We start from the raw sequence: 21760 nt of genomic DNA on the forward strand, positions 1-21760 counted from the left end.
GGATCCATCGGTTCCGCTGAGCTCGCTGTTGAGGAGTCAAGGTTCGTCGTGGCCGCGGGGATCGGGCGGCTGAATATGGAACGAGCGGCGTCCCGCGGGAGGTTCCCGCGGGACGCCGCTCGTTCTGGATCTGCCGGAGCAGGTGACGCGGAGTCTCAGGCCTTGCGGGCCCGCGTCGTCTTCTTCGCGGGCATCGCCTTCTTCACGGCCCCGGCCGCCTTCTTCGTGGCCGTGTTGTCGGCGGTCGTGGCGGTCGCCGTCTTCCTCGCCGTGGACTTCGCCGCGACCGTCTTCTTCGCCGCCGTCCTGCGCGGGGCCTTCACCGAGCTGGCGTCGCTGATGCGGTCGGCGCCGAGGATCTCGCGCAGGAACTTGCCGGTGTGGCTGGCCGGGACGCCGGCCACCTCCTCGGGCGTGCCCTCCGCGACGACGAGTCCGCCGCCGGCGCCGCCTTCCGGACCCATGTCGACGACCCAGTCCGCGGTCTTGATCACGTCGAGGTTGTGCTCGATGACGATGACCGTGTTGCCCTTGTCGACAAGGCCCCCGAGGACCTTCAGCAGCTTGCTGATGTCCTCGAAGTGCAGACCGGTGGTCGGCTCGTCGAGGACGTAGACCGTGCGCCCGGTGGAGCGCTTCTGCAGTTCGCTGGCGAGCTTCACACGCTGCGCCTCACCGCCGGACAGGGTGGTCGCGGACTGGCCGAGGCGGACGTAGCCGAGGCCGACGTCCTTCAGCGTGTTGAGGTGCCGGGCGATCGACGGGACTGCCTCGAAGAACCCCGTGGCCTCCTCGATCGGCATGTTCAGGACCTCGGAGATGGACTTGCCCTTGTAGTGGACCTCCAGGGTCTCCCGGTTGTACCGGGCGCCGTGGCAGACCTCGCACGGGACGTAGACGTCCGGGAGGAAGTTCATCTCGATCTTGATGGTGCCGTCGCCCGCGCAGTTCTCGCAGCGGCCGCCCTTGACGTTGAAGGAGAAGCGACCCGGCAGGTAGCCGCGGACCTTCGCCTCGGTGGTCTCGGCGAACAGCTTGCGGATGTGGTCGAAGACGCCGGTGTACGTCGCCGGGTTCGATCGCGGGGTGCGGCCGATGGGCGACTGGTCGACGTGCACGACCTTGTCCACGAGGTCGTCGCCGTCCACGCGCGTGTGCCGGCCGGGGACGTTCCGCGCGCCGTTGAGCTCGCGCGCCAGGTGCGTGTACAGGATGTCGTTGACCAGCGTCGACTTGCCGGAGCCGGACACGCCCGTGACCGCCGTGAACACGCCCAGCGGGAAGGACACGTCGATGTCCTGGAGGTTGTTCTCCCGCGCACCGTGCACGGTGAGCCGCCGGGACGGGTCCTGCGGGCGGCGGATGTCGGGCAGCGGGATCGCCTTCTTGCCGGACAGGTACTGGCCGGTCTGCGACTCCTCGTTGGCCAGCAGCCCCTTGAGGGAGCCGCTGTGCACGACCCTGCCGCCGTGCTCGCCGGCGCCGGGGCCGATGTCGACGACCCAGTCGGCGACCTTGATGGTGTCCTCGTCGTGCTCGACGACGATGAGCGTGTTGCCCATGTCGCGCAGCCGGACCAGGGTCTCGATCAGCCGGTGGTTGTCGCGCTGGTGCAGACCGATCGACGGCTCATCGAGGACGTACAGGACGCCGACGAGGCCGGAGCCGATCTGGGTGGCCAGACGGATGCGCTGGGCCTCGCCGCCGGAGAGGGTGCCGGCCGCGCGGTTCAGCGAGAGGTAGTCCAGGCCTACGTCGACCAGGAACCGCAGCCGCTCGTTGACCTCCTTGAGCACGCGCTCGGCGATCTTCTTGTCGCGGGCGTTGAGCTTGAGCTCGCCCAGGAAGTCCGCGCAGTCGCTGATGGACATCCCGGAGACCTCGGCGATCGACTTCTCCATGATCGTGACCGCGAGGACGATCGGCTTGAGCCGGGTGCCCTGACAGGTGGGGCAAGGCACCTCGCGCATGTAGCCCTCGAAGCGCTCGCGGCTGGCGTCGCTCTCGGACTCGCTGTGCCGGCGCTTGACGAACGGCACGGCGCCCTCGAAGGGCGTGGTGTACACGCGCTCGCGTCCGTACCGGTTGCGGTAGCGGACCTCGATCTGTGTCTTGTGGCCGTAGAGCAGGGCCTTCTTGGCACGCTGCGGCAGCCCGGCGAACGGGATGTCGGTGCGGAATCCCAGCGCGTCCGCGAGAGCGCCGATCAGGCGGCCGAAGTAGTCCTTGGTGTGGCCGTGCGACCAGGGGTGGATGGCGCCCTCGTCGAGGGACTTGTCCTCGTCCGGGACGATCAGCTCCGGGTCGACCTCCATGCGCGTGCCGATGCCGGTGCACTCGGGGCAGGCGCCGAAGGGTGAGTTGAAGGAGAAGGAGCGGGGCTCCAGCTCCTCGAAGGACAGGTCGTCGTACGGGCAGTACAGGTGCTCCGAGTACATGCGCTCGCGCTCGGGGTCGTCCTCGGGGAGGTCGACGAAGTCGAGCACGACCATGCCGCCGGAGAGGCCGAGCGCGGTCTCCACGGAGTCGGTGAGGCGGCGCTTGGCGGTGTCCTTCACCGTGAGGCGGTCGACGACCACCTCGATGGTGTGCTTCTCCTGCTTCTTCAGGGTCGGCGGCTCGGAGAGCTGGACGGTCTCGCCGTCCACGCGCGCGCGTGAGTAGCCCTTGGTCTGGAGGTCGGCGAAGAGGTCGACGAACTCGCCCTTGCGCTCGCGCACCAGTGGCGAGAGCACCTGGAAACGGCTCCCCTCCGGGAGCTCCAGGACCTTGTCCACGATGGCCTGCGGCGACTGGCGCGAGATCGGGCGGCCGCACTCGGGGCAGTGCGGCTTGCCGATGCGCGCGAAGAGCAGCCGGAGGTAGTCGTAGACCTCGGTGATGGTGCCGACCGTCGAGCGCGGGTTGCGCGAGGTGGACTTCTGGTCGATGGACACCGCGGGGGACAGGCCCTCGATGAAGTCCACGTCGGGCTTGTCCATCTGCCCGAGGAACTGGCGGGCGTACGAGGAGAGCGACTCCACGTAGCGACGCTGGCCCTCGGCGAAGATCGTGTCGAAGGCCAGGGAGGACTTGCCCGACCCGGACAGGCCCGTGAAGACGATGAGCGAGTCACGAGGCAGGTCGAGCGAGACATTCTTGAGGTTGTGCTCGCGCGCGCCACGGACGATGAGACGGTCGGCCACAGCCGGTCCGCACCTTTCTTGAGAGAAGTGACAGGGGCAGGGCCCCGTGCTTCTTCAGACTAGGGGGAGCCACTGACAACGCCGGTCGGATTCCTGGATGCATCAACAATCCCGGACCATCCAGCATGCCCGACGCCGCCACCGACGATATAGCACGCGCATTCGATTTACGGAGCTCGTGCGAAACCTTCACCCGAAGGTGTGGCGGGGCTACTGTCAGCCCCATGACTGATCACGCTCATGACCTGGCGTCTGTACAGGAAGCGACCGAACGACTCCTCACCGCAGTCGCCGCACTGGACAACGCGGCCGGCGCCCGGCCGTCACGGCTGCCCGGCTGGACGGTCGGCCATGTCCTGGCCCACCTCGCCCGCAACGCGGACGCGCTCGCCAACGTCCTGGACGGACGGCCCATGTACACCTCCGCCGGGGCACGGGACGCCGACATCGAGCGGGACGCGCCGCGCGCGCTCGACGTGCAGCTCGACGACCTGCGCGAGAGCCACGCCGGGTTCGGGGCCCGAGCGGCCGAGCCCGCGGACTGGACGCGCACGGTGGAGCTGCGCAACGGGGTCACCGACGCCGCGGCCCGGGTGCCGTTCCGCCGCTGGGCCGAGGTCGAGCTGCACCATGTCGACCTCGGGATCGGGTACGAGCTGGAGGACCTGCCGGAGGAGTTCACGGAGCGGGAGATCGACTTTCTCGCGGAACGCTTCGGCGGGCACCAGGAGGTCCCGTCGACCGGTCTGCGCAGCGACAGCGGCCGGGTCTGGACGACGGGCGGTGGCGCGCCAGGAGGTCCGGTCGCCGTCGAGGGATCCGCCGCCGACCTGCTGGGCTGGCTCGCCGGCCGCCGCGACGGCTCGGCCCTGGTCGTGAAGGGCGGCGCCCTGCCCGCGCTTCCGCCCCTGTAACCCGCGTGCAGCGCGCGGCACATCGGCGCCCGCTCCCCGCTATAGGCTGATCGCCATGACGTACAGCGGAGAGGTGACGGTCGGCGGACCGGCGGACGTGCACGAGCTCAAGGACCTGATGATCACCAAGATCGCGGTCGGGCCTATGGACAACAACGCCTATCTGCTGCGCTGCCGCGCCACCGACGAGCAACTGCTGATCGACGCGGCCAACGACGCGGAGACGCTCCTCGGCATGATCGGTGACGACGGCATCGCGTCCGTCGTCACCACCCATCAGCACGGCGACCACTGGCAGGCGCTGGCCGAGGTCGTCGCCGCCACCGGCGCGCGGACGTACGCGGGCCGGGAGGACGCCCCGGGCATCCCCGTCACCACCGACGTCCTCGTCGGCGACGGCGACGTGATCCGGGTCGGCCGTGTCGAACTGACCGCCCGCCATCTGGTCGGCCACACCCCGGGCTCCATCGCCCTGGTCTACGACGACCCGCACGGTCATCCGCACGTCTTCACCGGGGACTGCCTCTTCCCGGGCGGTGTCGGCAACACGCGCAAGGACCCGAAGGCCTTCGCCAGCCTGATCCACGACGTGGAGACGAGGATCTTCGACGTCCTGCCGGACGAGACCTGGGTGTACCCGGGGCACGGCAACGACACCACGCTGGGCACGGAGCGCCCGCACCTGCCGGAGTGGCACGCGCGCGGGTGGTGAGCGCGGGCGCGGGAGGTGAACGCAGCCGCGGGTGGTGAGGGCGGGCGCGCGTTCCTTCACGCGCGCCCCGTGTGAACAGTTCGCACGCGCCGGCCTCCAGCGCACGCTCCCCGCGCGCGCCGTCGCGCAGTCAACTGGTGGCAGCCCCGCACAGGATGACGGCTCCTGCGCGGTACGGGCCGCCGGTCATCATTCCCCGCCCTCGGCCGGCGGCCCCGGCGTGTCCGCTCCCCCGCGCGCAACGTTCACAAGACCGCAACACCCGTTCCCAGCATGCGGACAAATACCCTCTTGACCTGGACAAACGCGGAGTTCGCTGTCACTCTCCCGCCATGCACCCTGCCCCGAGCGCACTGCGTCGCGCTGCCGCCGCCGTCACCATAGCCCTGCTCGCCACCGCCGTCGGCTGCGCTCCGCAGCCGGACGAGAAGGCGTCCGGCACGTCCTCCTCGTCGGCCGGAACCACCTGTGCCAAGGGCGGACTGGCCACCAAGACCTCCGGCAAGCTGACGATCGCGACCGACGAACCGGCGTACGAGCCGTGGTTCAAGGACGACAAGCCGGCCAACGGCGAGGGCTTCGAGTCGGCGGTCGCGTATGCCGTGGCGAAGCAGCTGGGGTACGACAAGAGCGCGGTCGTCTGGCAGAGCGTGCCGTTCAACAAGGCGTTCGCGCCCGGTGTGAAGACCTTCGACTTCGACATCAACCAGGTGTCCATCAGCACCGAGCGCAAGCAGGCCGTGGACTTCTCGTCCGGCTACTACGACGTGCGCCAGGCCGTCATCGCGCTCAAGGGCAGCAAGGCCGCGAAGGCGACGAGCATCGCGGATCTCAAGGGCCTCAAGCTGGGCGCGCAGGTCGGCACGACGAGCCTCGACTACATCACCGACGTGGTGAAGCCGTCGCAGCAGCCCGCCGTGTACGCCAAGAACGACCAGGCCAAGTCGGCGCTGAAGAACGGCCAGGTGGACGCGATCGTCACCGACCTGCCGACCGCCTTCTACATCACCGCGGCCGAGGTGACGGACGCGAAGATCGTGGGCCAGTTCGAGAACCAGGGCGGTACGCCCGAGCAGTTCGGCCTGGTCCTCGACAAGGGCAGCGACCTCACCTTGTGCGTGAGCGGCGCGGTCGACGCGCTGCGCAAGGACGGCACGCTGGCGAAGCTGGAGAAGCAGTGGCTCTCCGACGCCGTCGACGCCCCGGTGCTCAAGTGACCGTCACGAAGGACGAGTCCGGACAGGAGGACGCGGACGACAAGGGCGACATGCCGGCCGGTGTTCCGGACGACGGCTACGCGCCCTCCGCGCGACGGCTGGAGCGGGAGCGCTACAAGCGTGCCCGCGCCCGCCGCGCCACCGCGATCGCCGCGCTCTCGACGCTGGTCACGGCGGTCGTGCTCTATCTGGTCGTCGTCAGCGCGCCCGGCTGGCCGCGCACCAAGGAGACCTTCTTCAACGGGCAGTACGCGCGCGAGGCGTTGCCGAAGGTCCTCGAAGGGCTGTGGCTGAACGTCCGGCTGCTCGTCATCTGCGGTGCCGCCGTACTGGTCCTCGGCATGCTGATCGCCATCGCGCGCACGCTGCGCGGACCGGTGTTCTTCCCGCTGCGGGCGCTGGCGGCCGCGTACACCGACTTCTTCCGCGGGCTGCCGCTGATCATCAACCTGATGATCGTGGTCCTGGGCGTCCCGGCGCTGCGCCTGCAGGGCGTGACGGTCGATCCGGTGCTGCTGGGCGGTACGGCGCTGACGCTGACGTACTCCGCGTACGTCGCCGAGGTGTTCCGCGCCGGCATCGAGTCCGTCCACCCCTCGCAGCGCGCGGCGGCCCGCTCGCTCGGCCTCACCAACCGGCAGGCTCTTCGCTACGTCGTACTCCCCCAGGCGGTACGGCGTCAGGTGCCGCCGCTGCTGAACGACCTGGTGTCGCTCCAGAAGGACACCGGTCTGGTGTCGATCGGCGGCGCGATCGACGCCGTACGGGCGGCGGACATCATCGTGGGCCGCAGCCTCAACTACACGCCGTACATCATCGCGGGGCTGGTCTTCGTGGCGCTGACCATCCCGATGACCCGCTTCACGGACTGGGTGACGGCCCGGATGGACCGCCGGCGCGCCCAGGGAGGATCCATATGAGCGACGCGCCTGTCCTGCGCATGGAGTCCGTCCGCAAGGCGTTCGGGGATTCGGTCGTACTGCGGGACGTGGACCTGGAGGTCGCCCCGCACACGGTGACGGCGCTGATCGGCGCCTCCGGCTCCGGCAAGTCGACGTTGCTGCGCTGCGCCAACCTCCTGGAGGAGATCGACGACGGCGCGATCTGGCTGGACGGCGAGGAGATCACCGACCCGCGCGCCGACCAGGACGCGGTGCGCCGCCGTATCGGCGTGGTCTTCCAGGCGTACAATCTCTTCCCGCACATGACCGTGCTGGACAACATCACCCTGGCGCCGCGGCGGGTGCACGGAGTCTCCCGCACGGAGGCCGAGGAGCGGGCCAGGGAGCTGCTGGAGCGCCTCGGACTGGGCGACAAGGCCGGCGCCTACCCCGACCGGCTGAGCGGCGGTCAGCAGCAGCGGGCGGCGATCGTGCGCGCCCTGGCGGTGCGGCCCCGGCTGCTGCTGCTCGACGAGATCACCGCCGCCCTCGACCCGGAGCTGGTGGGCGAGGTGCTCACCGTGGTCCGTGATCTGAAGGGCGAGGGGATGACCATGGTGCTGGCGACGCACGAGATGGGCTTCGCCCGGGACGTCGCCGACCAGATCTGCTTCCTCGACGGCGGCGTCGTACTCGAAAGCGGCTCGGCCGAGCAGGTGTTCGGCGATCCGCAGCAGGAGCGCACCCGGCGCTTCCTGCGGCGGATCGTGGAGGCCGGACGGCTCTGAGGCGCTACGCGTCCGCGGTCGTGGCGCCGACCAGCGCCGCGACCCGCTCCACGCCGAACACGTAACCCTGCACGCCGCATCCGGCGATCACTCCGTCGGCGCGCAGGGAGACGTAGGAGTGGTGCCGGAACGACTCGCGCTTGTGGATGTTGGAGATGTGGACCTCCAACACCGGCACGCCGTCACAGGTGTTGAGGGCATCCAGGATGGCGACCGAGGTGTGCGAGTAGGCGCCCGGGTTGATGACGATCCCGCAGTGGTCGAGGCGTGCCTCGTGGATCCAGTCGACCAGTTCGCCCTCGTGGTTGGACTGCCGGAAGTCCACCGTGCCGCCGTGCGCGGCCGCCGCCTTGGCACACAGGGCCTCGATGTCGGCGAGTGTGTCGGAGCCGTAGATCTCGGGCTGGCGCTGGCCGAGCAGGTTCAGGTTGGGTCCGTTGAGGATCATGATCGGGGCGTTGGCCAGGGTGCGGGGCACGATTCCTCCGGTCCGTGGAAAATCCATGGGAAAGACGTACGGCCCGGGAAGGACCGCTGCTCGGTCCGGTGTATCACGGTGTGCGGCGGCTCCTGTGCGGGGCGTCTCACCTCCGTGCGCCCCCGTAACCCATGATCACCCTGGGTAGTTGACGGAGCATGCATGATGCACGCACCGTAAGGGCCCCCTCGATGCTGCGGCTGGCGGCCGCCTCGCTCGCCGGGACCGCGATCGAGTTCTACGACTTCTTCGCCTACGGGACGGCCGCGGCGCTCGTCCTGGGGCCGCTGTTCTTCCCGACGTTCTCGCCGCTCGCAGGGACGCTGGCGGCGTTCGGGACGTTCGGTGTGGGGTTCGTGGCCCGCCCGCTGGGCTCGGTGCTGTTCGGGCACATCGGGGACCGGCGCGGCCGGCGTCCGGTCCTGGTCGCGTCCCTGCTGCTGACCGGTGCCTCGACGGTCGCCGTCGGGTGCGTGCCGACGTACGGCACGCTGGGTGTGGCCGCTCCCGTGCTGCTCCTGGTGCTGCGCTTCCTGCAGGGGCTGGGGGTCGGCGGGGAGTGGGGCGGGGCGGTGCTGCTGACCGCGGAGCACGCGCCCGCCGGGCGGCGCGCCCTGTGGTCGAGCTTTCCGCAGATCGGTCCGGCCATCGGCTTCCTGTTCGCCAACGGCGTGATGCTGGCCCTGTCGGCGTCCCTGACGGACGCCCAGTTCGCGCAGTGGGGCTGGCGGGTGCCGTTCTGGGCGGCCGGAGCACTGGCGCTGGGCGGACTGTGGCTGCGTTCGTCGCTCCCCGAGAGCCCGCAGTTCCTGGAGATCGACGAGCCCGCGCGCATGCCCTTCGCCGAGGTCGTACGGCATCACTGGCGGCTGGTGCTGCTGACGGCGGGGGCGCTCGCGATCGGGTACGCGGTGTTCTACGCGGTGACGACCTGGTCGCTGGCGTACGGGACGGAGCGGCTCGGGGTGAGCCGTACCGTCATGCTGACCTGCGTGATGGCCGCCGTCGTGGTGAAGGGGTCGCTCACGCCGGTGATGGCCCTGCTGGGCGACCGCTACGGGCGGCGGCCACTGTGCCTGGCGGGGTGCACGGCTGCGGCACTGTGGATGTTCCCGATGGTCGCGCTGCTGGCCACCGGTCAGCCGCTGCTGATGTTCCTCGGGTTCACCGGTGCCCTGATCGCCTTCATCACCATGTTCTCGGTGATCGCCGCCTATCTGCCGGAGCTCTACGAGCTCCGGGTGCGCTGCACCGGTGCCGCCGTCGGCTACAACCTCGGCGGGGTGCTCGGGGGTGCGCTGACGCCGATCGTGGCGACGGCGCTGGCGGAGCACAGCGGGCGCGTGCCGTGGGCCGTGGGGGCGTATCTGACGGCGATCGCGCTGCTGAGCCTGGGGTGCTTCGCACTGCTGCCGGAGACGCGTCCGGTGCCGGTGGCGGCGGTCGAGCCGGTCGCCGGGTGAGGGCTTCCGGACCGGCTACGGGTTGATCGCCAGTTCCAGGTAGGCGGCGAACAGCACCAGGTGGACGCCGCCTTGCAGCGGTGTGGCCCGGCCCGGCACCACGGTCAGGGAGCTGACCACCACGGTCAGCGCGAGCAGCAGCATGTGGGTGGCGCTCAGGCCGAGGACCAGGGGGCCGGAGAGCCAGACGGAGGCGAGTGCCACTGCGGGGATGGTCAGGCCGATGCTGGCCATGGCCGAGCCGAGCGCCAGGTTGAGGCTGGTCTGCACCCGGTCACGGCGGGCCGAGCGCAGGGCGGCGATGGTCTCGGGGAGCAGCACGAGCAGGGCGATGACCACACCGACGACGGCTTGGTGCAGGCCGGCCGCCGCGACGCCCGACTCCATCGTCGGCGACACACCCTTGGCCAGTCCGACGACCCCGACCAGAGCAAGTCCCAGCAGGCCGAGGCTGATCCAGGCGGCGCGCGCGGACGGGGCCGCGGCGTGGTCGTCGGCGGTGATCACCTCGCCCTGCCGGGTGATCGGCAGGAAGTAGTCACGGTGCCGTACGGTCTGGGTCGCCACGAACAGGCCGTACAGGATCAGCGACGACAGGGCCGCGAACGTCAGTTGCACACCGGAGAACTCCGGGCCCGGTTTGCTGGTGGTGAAGGTCGGCAGCACCAGGCTGAGCGTGGCCAGGGTGGCCACCGTCGCCAGCGCGGCACCGGTGCCCTCGGGGTTGAAGACCGCGGTGCCGTGGCGGAGCGAGGCGACGAGGAGACAGAGGCCGACGATGCCGTTGCAAGTGATCATCACGGCGGCGAAGACCGTGTCCCGGGCCAGGGTGGAGCTCTTGGCGCCGCCGTCGACCATGAGGGTGACGATCAGGGCGACCTCGATGATCGTGACGGCGATGGCGAGGACCAGGGAGCCGAAGGGTTCGCCGACCCGGTGGGCCACGACCTCGGCGTGGTGGACCGCGGCGAGGACCGATCCGGCGAGGACCACGGTCACCAGCGCGACGACCGCGCCGGGCAGACTACGGCCCCAGGTGAACAGGAGCAGGACGACCGCGAGCACCGGCACGAGGAGCGTCCACTGGGTGGTGAGCGGCCTGAGCCGAGTGATCATGCAGCGATGGTGGCAGAGGCGTACACGCTTCGCATTCCGGTCCTTTCTGGCTCCGGGGGCCCGCCGCGGGCGCGGCACGGCCCCCGGGTCGTACGGGTGCGGTCGGGCGGTTACGTGAAGTCGGTCAGGTCCACGACGTCACAGTCGGTGAAGGACGGCGGCCGGATACACAGGGCGGCCATCTGCTCGGCGAACTTGCTCGTCTCGGGGTCGTTGCTGTTCTGCATGGCCTCCTCGTAGGAGTTGAACTCGATGACGCCGAGGTAGTGGCCGGGCCGGCTCCGGTCCTTGAGGATCAGGCGGCGCGTGGGGCTGTTCTCGCGGCCGGCGAGCCGGCTGCCCATCTCGTCGGCGAGGGCCTTCATCTCGTCGATGCGGTCGGTCTCGAAGTCGATGATCTGGACGAATGTCACGGTTGCCTCCACCGGGCGGCGGCATCCCCGGACCGGGGACGTTCCGCCACCCAACGAAGCAGCCTGAGCGGTGGGTCGGCAATGCGCTTCGCACCACTGCGCGGGGTGGTTGTTCCTACGTCCGACGTGGTCAGACGTCGATGCTGTCCTTCGGAGCGCCTTCGCTCGGAGCCTGCGCCGCCTCGGCCGCCGCCTGCTTCCTGGAGGCCCTCAGGCTGGTGATCGTGGTGACGATCAGGACCCCGCAGATCACGCCGAGCGAGACCGGGATGCTGATCTCCGGCACATGGACGCCGGACTCGTGAAGCGCGTGCAGCACCAGCTTGACGCCGATGAAGCCGAGGATGATCGACAGGCCGTAGGACAGGTGGACCAGCTTCCTCAGCAGTCCGCCGACGAGGAAGTACAGCTGCCGCAGACCCATCAGCGCGAAGGCGTTGGCCGTGAAGACGATGTACGGGTCCTGCGTCAGGCCGAAGATCGCGGGGATGGAGTCCAGCGCGAACAGTACGTCGGTCGTACCGATCGCGAGCATCACGACCAGCATCGGGGTCATGACCCGCTTGCCGTTCTGCTGGATCCACAGCTTGGTGCCGTGGTAGCGGTCGGCCACGCCGAACCTGCGCTCCGCGGCCTTGAGCAGCTTGTTCTCCTCGAACTCCTCTTCCTCCTCGTCGGCCCGGGCCTCCTGGATCAGCTTCCAGGCGGTCCAGATGAGGAAGGCACCGAAGAGGTAGAAGACCCACGAGAAGCTGGCGAGGATCGCGGCGCCCGCGGCGATGAAGGCGGCCCGCAGCACCAGGGCTATGAGGACACCAACGAGCAGCACCCGCTGCTGGTACTGCGAGGGCACAGCGAACTTCGCCATGATCAGGACGAAGACGAAGAGGTTGTCGACGCTCAGCGACTTCTCGGTGATGAAGCCCGCGAAGAACTCGCCGGCGGGCTGGCCGCCGCCGAAGACGAGCAGGCCGAGGCCGAAGAGTCCGGCCAGGGCGATCCAGACGACGGTCCAGATTCCGGCTTCCTTGATGGACACGTCATGCGGTTTGCGGCCGATGAAGAAGTCGACCGCGATCAGGGCGGCCAGACCCAGGATGGTGAGGACCCACAGGGTCACGGATACATCCACTGTTGCCTCCGGTTAGTGAACGGCAAAGATTTCGCGTTGCGCTACCGGAGGTCTCTTCCACCCGAGACGGGCCGACGCCCCGGGATCCGACCGGATCCGTATTGACGGGTACGCCGCAGCAGACAGGGAGTACTCCCCTCCGTACGGAGAACAGTACCCCAATCACCAAGGGAAGGTAAAGCACTTGGCAAAAGAAAGACCAAATTGCCAGCTCAGGGGACTTTACATGCGCTTGGTGCGGGCTGCCGAGACCTGGGTGAGCACCTGCTGGAGCACATGGCTGCCAGGAGGTACGAGGCAGGGCTCGTAGGTCCAGGCATGTCCCACCCACGGGTCGGCCAGGTGATCGTCCGGTACCGGGGTGAGTCGCATCAGCGAACGCCAGAGCGGATCGAGCAACGGGCCGTAGGCGGCGGCGTCCTCACGATCGGCGACCAGGAGGAGATGGACTCCGACGTCCGGGCCTTCGTCCGCGAGATAGCGCAGTTGGGTGACGGCCCGGTCGTCGAAGCCGTGCGGGAAGTCGTTCACGATCAGCAGCTGCCGCGAGGTGTCCAGACCGGGCGGCAGCGCGTCTGGCGCACCGCCGCGGACCGCCATCTGCACAAGGTCGACGCGCTCGGTGAGCCGCCCCAGCACGCCCGTCACACCGGCGGCACCCGTCGCGGGCGGCGCGTCCAGCGCACCGGCCCCCGTCAGCGGGGCGAGTGCGGACGCGCCGGCACCGGCCGGATCGATGACCTGCACGCCGAACTCCCCCGCCGGATGGACGGCGAGCAGCCGGGCCGTGAGCGCCACCGCCGACTGCAGAGCGAGGTGCCGCAGCTCACCTGCCTCCTCGTGCCGGGACGCGTCGGGCACGCCGCTGTCGATCCACAGGCCCCGCTCCAGAGGCAGCCGGACCAGCATCGGGATGCGCAGCGGGGCGCTCTCCGGCAGGCGGAGGTCGCCCAGCCGGATGGCCAGCGGCGGCTCCGCCGGCACCCGGTAGCCGTGCCAGACCGGGTTGTCCCAGCGGGCGTACTCCGGTGGCAGCGCGGGCTCGACGACCTCGGACTCGGCGGTGAGCTGGGCGAGGTCCCGGTCGAGAGCCGCCCGGGCCTGGTCGACCAGCTGGGCCTGCCGGGCCTCGGCCGCCTCGCGTGCTGCGTCGCCCACCGAGCCCAGTCGGCTGCGCGGGTCGGAGAGGACCTGGTCGAGCTCCTTCTCCATGCGCGACTCGGCGAAGTCGAGAGCGCTGCGATAGGCGGCGGTGGAGCGGGCCAGGTCCTCGAACATGCCCCAGACCTGGTTGTAGAGCCGCTCGTCCATGGACCAGCCGACCGCGTCACCGGCGACGGGCGGCGCGGGCCCGTCTGCCGAAGTGGGAGCCTCGGGGGCCGGGGGCCCGGACGCCTGGCGGCGCTTCGGATGCGTGTAGTCGATGGGGCCGCCGGTGGGTGTGGCGGCCGCCGGGAGGCCCGAACCGACGGCGTCCGGGGTGCCGCCCGGCCCGCCGGACGCCGAGGCCCCGCCCGGCCCGCCGGAGGCCGAGGCCCCGCCCGGTCCGCCGGAGGCCGGGAGCCGGCCCGATTCACCGGATGCCGGGGGCCGGCCGCCGTCGGGCGCCGGGGCCATCTCGGCGGCTCCCTCGGAGAGGGCAGGCAGGCCGACGCTGTCGCCGGATGTCTGGACGTCGTACGGAGACCCGGCGGCGGAGGCGGTGCCCTGCAGATCTGGGCCGGTGACGGGGGCGGCCGTACGACGGGAGCGGTCGGTGTCCGCGGTGCGCGCCGGGACCGAGCGGGCCAGACCGCGCGCCACCGCTTCCTCGATCCCACGGGCGAGTTCGGCGGCCTGGGGCAGGCCCTGGTCGGTGAGGAGCGCCGTGAGGCCGTCCGCGTAGCCCTGGCCCACCGCGCGGATCTTCCAGGCGGCCTGGCGGCGGTAGAGCTCCAGAGCGACGACCGCCGACTCTGCGTCAAGGCCGGTGAGGGTGTAGCCGGCGACCTCGGTGCCGTCGAGGCCGGTGACCGCGGCACGCGGTGCGGCGAGGGCGCCGAAGCGGAGCGGACCGCCGGGCGCGGCGGGCAGGGCGATCAGGACGCTGACCCGGTGCACGGTCTCGGGCATGGCGTCGAGGTCGACGGCGAGCCGGTGTTCGGCGGCCGCCTGCCGGGAGACCTCGATCCCGGGCAGCGTGGGCGCGCCCGGATGGGCCACCCCGTCGCCGTCCCGCACCCGCCCGCTCTCGTCGGCGAGGGTGGCCCCGGCCAGGACCGGCGCGGCGGCCGAGATCCGGATCTCGATCCGGTTCCGCGAGAGCGGATGGTTCTGCCCGCGCACCAGCTCGGCCGTCATTGCCCGTGTCCCCCTGTGTGTCGTTGACCTCGTGTGCCGCCGGGCCGCTGCTAGAGGATGGGCAGGATCGACGGCACCAGGTCCTGGAAGGTGCGGCCCTTGGCCGGGACGCCCAGGGCCGTCAGCGTCCAGCCGGATCCCGACCGGTGCACCTTCGCCATGATCTGGGCGGTGTACTCGCCGCCGCCGTCGAGCGTGTAGCGGGCGAGTTCCTGGCCGGTGGTCTCGTCGACCAGCCGGCAGAAGGCGTTCTGCACTTCCTGGAAGGTCTGGCCGGTGAAGGAGTTGACGGTGAAGATGATCTGGTCGACATGGACCGGGACGCGTGCGAGGTCGACGAGGATGGCCTCGTCGTCGCCGCCCTGGCCCGCGCCGCCGACGAGGTTGTCGCCCGTGTGGCGGACCGAGCCGTCGTCGCTCACCAGGTGGCGGAAGAACACGACGTCGACGGGCTGCTTGTCGGCGAACAGCACCGCCGAGGCGTCCAGGTCGATCTCACGGGTACGCGAACCGAACAGCCCGCGCCGGGGCGCCGCCTTCCAACCAAGACCCATGCGGACCGCGCTCAGGGAGCCGCCGTCCTTCTTCTCCAGGCTGATGGCCTGACCCTTGGTCATGTTGACGGTCACGGCTGCTTCCCCTCGTCAGATGTCCCCTGCTGCCGCGGAGTCCGCGGTTGACCAAAACCCTATGCAGCGCCACTGACAGTGCCGAACCCTGGCCCGCGCTTTGTGTCGGTCTTGCAACACTTCGCGCCCTTGCCGGGGTCCGGCGGAAGCCCAGAGGTCAGGCCAGGCCCGCCTCCCTCATCTGGCGCAGTTCCTTCTTCATCTCGGAGACCTCGTCGCGCAGCCGGGCCGCGATCTCGAACTGCAGATCCGCGGCGGCGGCACGCATACGCTCCGTCATCTCCTCGATCTGTTCGGCGAGTTCGGCCGCCGGACGATCGGTGGGCACCGCTTCCTTCGCCTTGCCCTTGGCGGCCTTGCCTGCCTTCGCGCCCTTGGCCGCCTTGTCCCCCAGGGAGGGAACCGGGGCCTTGGCACCCTTGCCGTCCTTCAGCTTGCGGTAGCCCGAGCCGAGCAGCTGTTCGGTGTCGACCTCTTCGCGGGCGATCTGCGCGACGATGTCGTTGATCTTCTTCCGGAGCGGCTGCGGATCGATGCCGTTCGCCGTGTTGTAGGCGACCTGCTTCTCCCGGCGCCGGTTGGTCTCGTCGATGGCCCTCTCCATCGCCGGGGTGATCTTGTCGGCGTACATGTGGACCTCGCCGGAGACGTTGCGCGCCGCGCGGCCGATGGTCTGGATCAGCGAGGTGCCGGAGCGCAGGAAGCCCTCCTTGTCCGCGTCGAGGATCGCCACCAGGGACACCTCGGGCAGGTCGAGGCCCTCACGGAGGAGGTTGATGCCGACCAGGACGTCGAACTCGCCGGAGCGCAGCTCGCGCAGCAGCTCGACGCGGCGCAGGGTGTCGACGTCGCTGTGCAGATAGCGCACCTGGATGCCGAGCTCCAGGAAGTAGTCCGTGAGGTCCTCGGCCATCTTCTTGGTGAGTGTGGTGACCAGGACGCGCTCGTCCTTCTCGGTGCGCTTGCGGATCTCGTGCACCAGGTCGTCGATCTGGCCCTCGGTGGGCTTGACGACGACCTCCGGGTCGACCAGGCCGGTGGGACGGATGATCTGCTCGACGACGCCGTCCCCACGGGAGAGCTCATATTTACCGGGGGTCGCCGACAGGTACACGGCCTGCCCGATCCGCTCCTGGAACTCCTCCCACTTCAGGGGGCGGTTGTCCAGGGCGGAGGGCAGCCGGAAGCCGTGGTCCACGAGGGTGCGCTTGCGGGAGGCGTCGCCCTCGTACATGGCACCGATCTGCGGCACGGTGACATGCGACTCGTCGATGACGAGCAGGAAGTCGTCCGGGAAGTAGTCGAGCAGGGTGTTCGGCGGGGAGCCGGGCAGGCGGCCGTCGAAGTGCATCGAGTAGTTCTCCACGCCGGAGCAGCTGCCGATCTGGCGGAGCATCTCGATGTCGTACGTGGTGCGCATCCGCAGCCGCTGGGCCTCCAGGAGCTTGCCCTGTTTCTCCAGTTCCGCCAGGCGCTCCCCCAGTTCCTTCTCGATGTCGTTGACGGCCCGCTCCAGGCGCTCGGGACCCGCGATGTAGTGGGAGGCCGGGAAGACGTACAGCTGCTGGTCGTCGCTGATGATCTCGCCGGTGAGCGGGTGCAGCGTGGACAGTGCCTCGATCTCGTCGCCGAACATCTCGATGCGGACGGCGAGCTCCTCGTAGACCGGGAAGATCTCGATGGTGTCGCCTCGGACGCGGAAGGTGCCGCGGGTGAACGCCATGTCGTTGCGCGTGTACTGGATGTCCACGAAGCGGCGCAGCAGGTCGTCGCGGTCGATCTCGTCGCCCACGCGCAGCGGGACCATCCGGTCGACGTACTCCTGCGGGGTACCGAGGCCGTAGATGCAGGAGACGGAGGCGACCACGATCACGTCGCGGCGGGTGAGCAGCGAGTTGGTGGCGGAGTGGCGCAGCCGCTCGACCTCCTCGTTGATCGAGGAGTCCTTCTCGATGTAGGTGTCCGACTGCGGGACGTACGCCTCGGGCTGGTAGTAGTCGTAGTACGAGACGAAGTATTCGACCGCGTTGTTCGGGAGAAGCTCGCGGAACTCGTTGGCCAGCTGGGCTGCCAGCGTCTTGTTCGGCGCCATCACCAGGGTGGGGCGCTGGAGCTTCTCGATCATCCACGCGGTGGTGGCGGACTTGCCGGTGCCGGTCGCGCCGAGCAGGACGACATCCTTCTCACCGGCCTCGATGCGCTTGGCCAGCTCGGCGATGGCCGCCGGCTGGTCGCCGCTGGGCTGGTACGGGCTGACGACCTCGAAAGGCGCCACCGTGCGTTCGATGTGGGAAACGGGCCGCATGGGTTCCACCGTACGACCCCGCACTGACAACCGGTTCTGATCAGCGGTTCTGCGGGGTGCGCGAGCTGTGGTGGCTCTGCTGGCGGCCGACGCGGGGCTGCGGGCGGCGACTCGGGTGGTGGCCGACCTCGCCGGCCGGCACGCCCGGCTTGTGCTCCACGCGGAGCCGGTCGGGCTTGCCCGTGACCATCAGCGGGTCGAAGATCACCACAACCGCGGCGAGGCAGAGGAAGGCCAGCGGGCCGATCAGCATGGGGGCGAGCAGGGAGGCGGGCGAGTCGCCCGGGGACGTCACGCCGGCGCTGTGCAGGTGGACGGTGAGGGCGGCCATGCCGGTGTAGTGCATGCCGCTGACGGCGAGTCCCATGACGAGGCTCGCGCCGACGCTCCACAGGAAGCCACGGACCTGCCCGGCCGCCCACAGGGCCGAGGTGGCGGCCACGACCCCTATCAGGACCGACCCGGCCACCGTGAACGTGTTGTACTCCAGCGTTCCGTTGAGGCGCAGGCCGGCCATGCCGAGGTAGTGCATCGAGGCGATGCCCAGACCGGTGATGGTGCCGCCCGTGAAGAGCGCGGTTCCGGTGGCGCCCCGGTAGCCGACTATGAAGATCCCGACGCTCACCATGACGATGGCGAGTCCGAGGCTCGCATAGGTGAGGGGCTTGTCGTAGTGGATCGGCGTCTCCTTGACGCTGAACCCCATCATGGCGACGAAGTGCATGGTCCATATGCCGGAGCCGATCGCCGCGGAGCCCAGGGCGAGCCAGGCGGGCCGCCAGGAGTGGGCCACCAGCATCGCCCGGGTCGTGCAGCGCAGCCCGAGGGCGCCACCGAGGCAGGCCATCAGATAGGCCACCAGCGGGGTGACGACCCCATAGCTGAATCCGTCGACCGTGCCCTGCATGCGCGGCTGCCCTTCACCCTTTGCGTCCCGGAATATGTGCAATGCGCCCCCGTCCCAGGACCGCCCGAGCGGTCAGGGTTGACGCAGAGAGTATGACCCGCGCCGGAATGGTCGAACGATTTTCCGGCAAAGAAACACGCCCTTGCCGCAGTTGTGCGGCAACAGTGAGCGGCCTTGGGCAACTCCATTCAATCTGTGGCCATCCCGTACCCGACCGTCGTTGACTCACTGCTGTCACTCTTGTGCTGTCCGTAGTCGATCGACGCGAGGAGTACGCATGCACGCGCGCGCAGTCGCCGCCACGGCCACCGCGCTGCTGGGAGCGGCCGCCCTCTTGAGCCCCGTCCCCGCGGCCCGGGCCGGCGACGCCGCCGAGCCCACGGTGCTGGCGCACCGGGGTGCCTCCGCCTACGCCCCGGAGAACACGCAGGCCGCCATCGACAAGGCGGCCGCACTGGGCTTCACCTGGGTCGAGAACGACGTCCAACGCACCAAGGACGGCCGGCTCGTCGTCATCCACGACGACAGTCTCCAGCGCACCACCGACGTCGAACAGGTCTTTCCCGGCCGGGCGCCCTGGAAAGTGAAGGACTTCACCGCGGCCGAGATCGCCCGGCTGGACGCGGGCAGCTGGTTCTCCCGTTCGTACACGGGCACGCGTGTGCCGACGCTGGCGCAGTACATGCGCCGGGTCGAGCACAACCACGAGAAGCTGCTCCTGGAGATCAAGAACCCGGAGCTGTACCCCGGCATCGAGCAGCAGATCCTCAAGCTGCTGGGCAACGAGGGCTGGCTGGACCGCCGGCACCTGGGCCGGCTCGTCGTCCAGAGCTTCAGCGCGGACAGCCTGCGCATCGTGCACGGTCTCAGGCCCGACGTGACGACCGGCTACCTCGGCACCCCGTCCGTGGCGTCCCTGCACCGGTACGCGGGCTTCGCCGACCTGGTCAACCCCTCGGTGGACTCGATCTCCGCCGGCTATGTGAACACCGTGCACTCGGTCGACGGACCGCACGGCAGGCGGCTGCGCGTCTTCACCTGGACGGTGAACGACGCGGTCACCACCTGGAAGGCCGTCGGCTACGGCGTGGACGGCATCATCACCAACAGACCCGACGTGGTGCGGGCCGCGCTGCGGGCGAGCTGAGCACGGCCGGGCGGCGGGCGTTGTCAGTGGCGGGCCCTACGGTGGGACACATGGACAGCGAAGGGCAGTACGGGCAGCGGGTGGTGTGGGCCGTCGTGGGCACCGACATCGGTCCGCTGCTGCTCGCGGCGACCGGCAGCGGCCTGGTCAACGTGGTGTTCCATGCCACCGACGCGGTACGGGAGCGGACGGTGGAGCGGCTGGCGGCCCGGCTGGGCACCGAGCCCGTCGAGGATCCCGCGGACCCGGTGCTGGCCGAGGCGATAACCCAGCTGCGGGCGTACTTCGCGGGCCGGCGGCAGGACTTCGACCTGCCGCTGGACTGGTCGCTGATCTCCGGCTTCAACCGGCAGGTGCTGCGCGAACTGGCCGCCGGTGTGCCGTACGGCACGGTGGTCGGGTACGGCGATCTGGCGGGGCGGGTCGGGCAGCCCGGCGGGGCGCAGGCGGTGGGCGCGGCGATGGGCGCCAATCCGCTTCCGGTCGTCGTGCCCTGTCACCGGGTGGTGGAGAGCGACGGCGGGATCGGCGGGTTCGGGGGCGGGCTGGAGACCAAGCGGAAGCTGCTCGCCCTGGAGGGTGTGCTGCCCGAGCCACTGTTCTGAGGCACGCTCCCCGAGCCCGGTCGGGCGGTCCCCGCCCGCTCGGTCAGTCGTAGTGCCGCGCCTCGATGACGTTGCCGTCGGGATCCCGGAAGTAGAAGTTGCGCGGGGCCTTGCCGCGGGCGCCGAACGAGTCGTGTCCGATGTCGGTCATGGGGACGGCGTGCTCGGTGAGGCGGGCGCGCAGGGCGCCGAAGGCGTCGGAGGACAGGGACAGACAGACATGGTTCACGGGGTGGCCCGCGCTGTCGGCGGCGCCGTGAAGTGCGGGCATGCGCTCGGCGAGGGTGAGCGGCGCGAGGTCGATGATGGTCTCCTCGTTGACCCGCACGGAGGGGAAGGGCACCTCTCCCGCGGTGAACTCGGCGATCCGCAGCGGCTCCAGGCCGAGCATCCGCTCGTAGAAGCCGGCCGCGACGGCCGGATCGGCGACCCAGAGGACGACGTGGTCCAGACGTACCGGGTGATTCGTCATGTCGCCCAGGCTGGTGGCGTCCCCCACAGGCCGCAAGCGTTTAGCCGGGTGCGGCCCCCGCCAGAGATGAGGGAAGACCGACGGACAGGAGGCAGGCATGGTGCTGGTGGTGTCTGAAAAGGTCAGGGAGGCGCTCGACGCGGGTCGTGCGGTGGTCGCCCTGGAGTCCACGATCATCGCGCACGGGCTGCCGCGCCCGCGGAACCTCCAGGTGGCGCTGGAGCTGGAGGACACGGTACGGCGGTCGGGCGCGGTACCCGCGACCATCGCCGTGCTGGACGGGCGGCCCCATGTCGGCCTGGACAAGGAGCAGTTGGAGCGGATCGCCAACGAGGACGGGATCCGCAAGCTGAGCCACCGCGACCTGCCGCTCGCCGTGGCGGCGGGGGCGAGCGGGGCGACCACCGTGTCGGCGACGGCGCAGCTGGCGGCACTCGCCGGCCTCCGGGTGTTCGCGACGGGCGGTCTCGGCGGGGTGCACCGCGAATGGACGGCGACCCAGGACGAGTCCGCCGACCTGGGCCTGCTGGCACGTACCCGGATCACGGTGGTGTGCGCGGGCGTGAAGTCGATCCTGGACGTGCCGGCCACCCTCCAGCGACTGGAGACCCTGGGCGTGGCCGTCGCCGGATACGGCACCGAACGCTTCCCCGGCTTCTACCTGTCCGACTCCGGGTATCCGGTGGACTGGACGCTTCAGACCCCGGAGCAGGTCGCGGACGTCATGCGGGCGCAGGACGCGCTCGACGCGGCGGACACGGCGCTGATCGTCGCCAACCCCGTCCCGGAGACGGAGCAGCTCGACCCCGCGCTGCACGCGCGCGTGCTCGCCGACGCGCTGCAGGCGTGCGACGCGGAAGGGATCACCGGTCAGGCGGTCACACCGTTCCTGCTCGGCTATCTGGTCCGGCACACGGACGGCGCCTCGCTGGAGGCCAACCTGGCGGCCGTGCGCGGCAATGTCCGGCTGGCGGCGCGGATCGCCTCCGCGTGGGCCCGGGGGTGACGACCGAGCGGGAGGCACGGCGGGGCGATGCCGCGGCAGCGGGCGCGGAG

19 protein-coding genes are annotated in these 21760 nt (G+C 70.1%); 9 read left to right on the forward strand and 10 right to left on the reverse strand.

Annotated elements, in window-relative coordinates; genetic code table 11:
* Positions 1 to 155 precede the first annotated feature (155 nt).
* A complete protein-coding gene (gene uvrA, locus SSP29_RS13945; protein WP_089100940.1) occupies positions 156 to 3185 on the reverse strand; it encodes an excinuclease ABC subunit UvrA in 3030 nt (1009 codons plus the stop codon).
* Between the two features lie 224 nt (positions 3186 to 3409).
* On the opposite strand from uvrA, the gene SSP29_RS13950 reads away from it, so the two are divergent.
* The 5 genes from SSP29_RS13950 to SSP29_RS13970 all read left to right on the forward strand — a co-directional run bounded on the left by SSP29_RS13950 (position 3410) and on the right by SSP29_RS13970 (position 7697).
* Positions 3410 to 4099 carry a maleylpyruvate isomerase family mycothiol-dependent enzyme gene (locus SSP29_RS13950; RefSeq protein WP_089100941.1) on the forward strand — a complete coding sequence of 230 codons (690 nt, stop codon included), beginning with the start codon at positions 3410 to 3412 and terminating at the stop codon, positions 4097 to 4099.
* A gap of 55 nt (positions 4100 to 4154) precedes the next feature.
* Positions 4155 to 4811 (forward strand): MBL fold metallo-hydrolase, encoded by a 657-nt coding sequence (locus tag SSP29_RS13955; RefSeq protein ID WP_089100942.1) that lies wholly within the window; start codon positions 4155 to 4157, stop codon positions 4809 to 4811.
* A gap of 332 nt (positions 4812 to 5143) precedes the next feature.
* Positions 5144 to 6028 (forward strand): ABC transporter substrate-binding protein, encoded by an 885-nt coding sequence (locus tag SSP29_RS13960; RefSeq protein ID WP_089100943.1) that lies wholly within the window; start codon positions 5144 to 5146, stop codon positions 6026 to 6028.
* A complete protein-coding gene (locus SSP29_RS13965) occupies positions 6025 to 6948 on the forward strand; it encodes an amino acid ABC transporter permease (protein WP_089100944.1) in 924 nt (307 codons plus the stop codon). The genes SSP29_RS13960 and SSP29_RS13965 overlap by 4 nt, the downstream gene beginning before the upstream one ends.
* Entirely contained in the window at positions 6945 to 7697 is a 753-nt protein-coding gene (locus tag SSP29_RS13970; RefSeq protein ID WP_150134125.1) for an amino acid ABC transporter ATP-binding protein, read from the forward strand. Before SSP29_RS13965 ends, SSP29_RS13970 begins: the two co-directional genes overlap by 4 nt.
* A gap of 4 nt (positions 7698 to 7701) precedes the next feature.
* Here SSP29_RS13970 and aroQ read toward each other — a convergent pair whose 3' ends face one another.
* Complete coding sequence (gene aroQ, locus SSP29_RS13975) at positions 7702 to 8175, reverse strand: type II 3-dehydroquinate dehydratase (RefSeq protein ID WP_089100945.1); 474 nt, start codon at positions 8173 to 8175, stop codon at positions 7702 to 7704.
* Between the two features lie 158 nt (positions 8176 to 8333).
* On the opposite strand from aroQ, the gene SSP29_RS13980 reads away from it, so the two are divergent.
* Positions 8334 to 9638 carry an MFS transporter gene (locus SSP29_RS13980; protein ID WP_150134127.1) on the forward strand — a complete coding sequence of 435 codons (1305 nt, stop codon included), beginning with the start codon at positions 8334 to 8336 and terminating at the stop codon, positions 9636 to 9638.
* Positions 9639 to 9653: 15 nt separating this feature from the next.
* Here the strand turns inward: SSP29_RS13980 and SSP29_RS13985 are convergent, their stop codons facing one another.
* The 7 genes from SSP29_RS13985 to SSP29_RS14015 all read right to left on the reverse strand — a co-directional run bounded on the left by SSP29_RS13985 (position 9654) and on the right by SSP29_RS14015 (position 18480).
* On the reverse strand, positions 9654 to 10754 hold the full coding sequence (locus SSP29_RS13985; RefSeq protein ID WP_089100947.1) for a calcium:cation antiporter: 1101 nt from the start codon (positions 10752 to 10754) through the stop codon (positions 9654 to 9656).
* 110 nt (positions 10755 to 10864) lie between these two features.
* Positions 10865 to 11167, reverse strand: a complete 303-nt coding sequence (locus SSP29_RS13990; RefSeq protein WP_150134128.1) for a hypothetical protein — start codon at positions 11165 to 11167, stop codon at positions 10865 to 10867.
* A 130-nt stretch (positions 11168 to 11297) separates the two neighbouring features.
* Positions 11298 to 12299, reverse strand: a complete 1002-nt coding sequence (locus SSP29_RS13995; RefSeq protein ID WP_089100948.1) for a TerC/Alx family metal homeostasis membrane protein — start codon at positions 12297 to 12299, stop codon at positions 11298 to 11300.
* A gap of 222 nt (positions 12300 to 12521) precedes the next feature.
* Positions 12522 to 14639 carry a TerD family protein gene (locus SSP29_RS14000; protein ID WP_089100949.1) on the reverse strand — a complete coding sequence of 706 codons (2118 nt, stop codon included), beginning with the start codon at positions 14637 to 14639 and terminating at the stop codon, positions 12522 to 12524.
* Between the two features lie 50 nt (positions 14640 to 14689).
* Positions 14690 to 15268 carry a TerD family protein gene (locus SSP29_RS14005; protein ID WP_089100950.1) on the reverse strand — a complete coding sequence of 193 codons (579 nt, stop codon included), beginning with the start codon at positions 15266 to 15268 and terminating at the stop codon, positions 14690 to 14692.
* 157 nt (positions 15269 to 15425) lie between these two features.
* Entirely contained in the window at positions 15426 to 17573 is a 2148-nt protein-coding gene (gene uvrB, locus SSP29_RS14010) for an excinuclease ABC subunit UvrB (protein ID WP_089100951.1), read from the reverse strand.
* Between the two features lie 40 nt (positions 17574 to 17613).
* Entirely contained in the window at positions 17614 to 18480 is an 867-nt protein-coding gene (locus tag SSP29_RS14015; RefSeq protein ID WP_089100952.1) for an MHYT domain-containing protein, read from the reverse strand.
* Between the two features lie 277 nt (positions 18481 to 18757).
* Between SSP29_RS14015 and SSP29_RS14020 the strand changes: the two genes are divergently transcribed.
* Together SSP29_RS14020 and SSP29_RS14025 are read left to right on the forward strand one after the other, a co-directional pair.
* Positions 18758 to 19627, forward strand: a complete 870-nt coding sequence (locus SSP29_RS14020) for a glycerophosphodiester phosphodiesterase (RefSeq protein ID WP_089100953.1) — start codon at positions 18758 to 18760, stop codon at positions 19625 to 19627.
* Between the two features lie 50 nt (positions 19628 to 19677).
* Positions 19678 to 20232 (forward strand): methylated-DNA--[protein]-cysteine S-methyltransferase, encoded by a 555-nt coding sequence (locus tag SSP29_RS14025; RefSeq protein WP_089100954.1) that lies wholly within the window; start codon positions 19678 to 19680, stop codon positions 20230 to 20232.
* Positions 20233 to 20275: 43 nt separating this feature from the next.
* Here the strand turns inward: SSP29_RS14025 and SSP29_RS14030 are convergent, their stop codons facing one another.
* Positions 20276 to 20704, reverse strand: coding sequence for a VOC family protein (locus SSP29_RS14030; protein WP_089100955.1), 429 nt, complete (start codon positions 20702 to 20704; stop codon positions 20276 to 20278).
* Positions 20705 to 20801: 97 nt separating this feature from the next.
* On the opposite strand from SSP29_RS14030, the gene SSP29_RS14035 reads away from it, so the two are divergent.
* Positions 20802 to 21710, forward strand: coding sequence for a pseudouridine-5'-phosphate glycosidase (locus SSP29_RS14035; protein WP_089100956.1), 909 nt, complete (start codon positions 20802 to 20804; stop codon positions 21708 to 21710).
* Positions 21711 to 21760 lie beyond the last annotated feature (50 nt).

It is taken from the genome of Streptomyces hyaluromycini, from assembly GCF_002217755.1.
Classification (GTDB): domain Bacteria; phylum Actinomycetota; class Actinomycetes; order Streptomycetales; family Streptomycetaceae; genus Streptomyces; species Streptomyces hyaluromycini.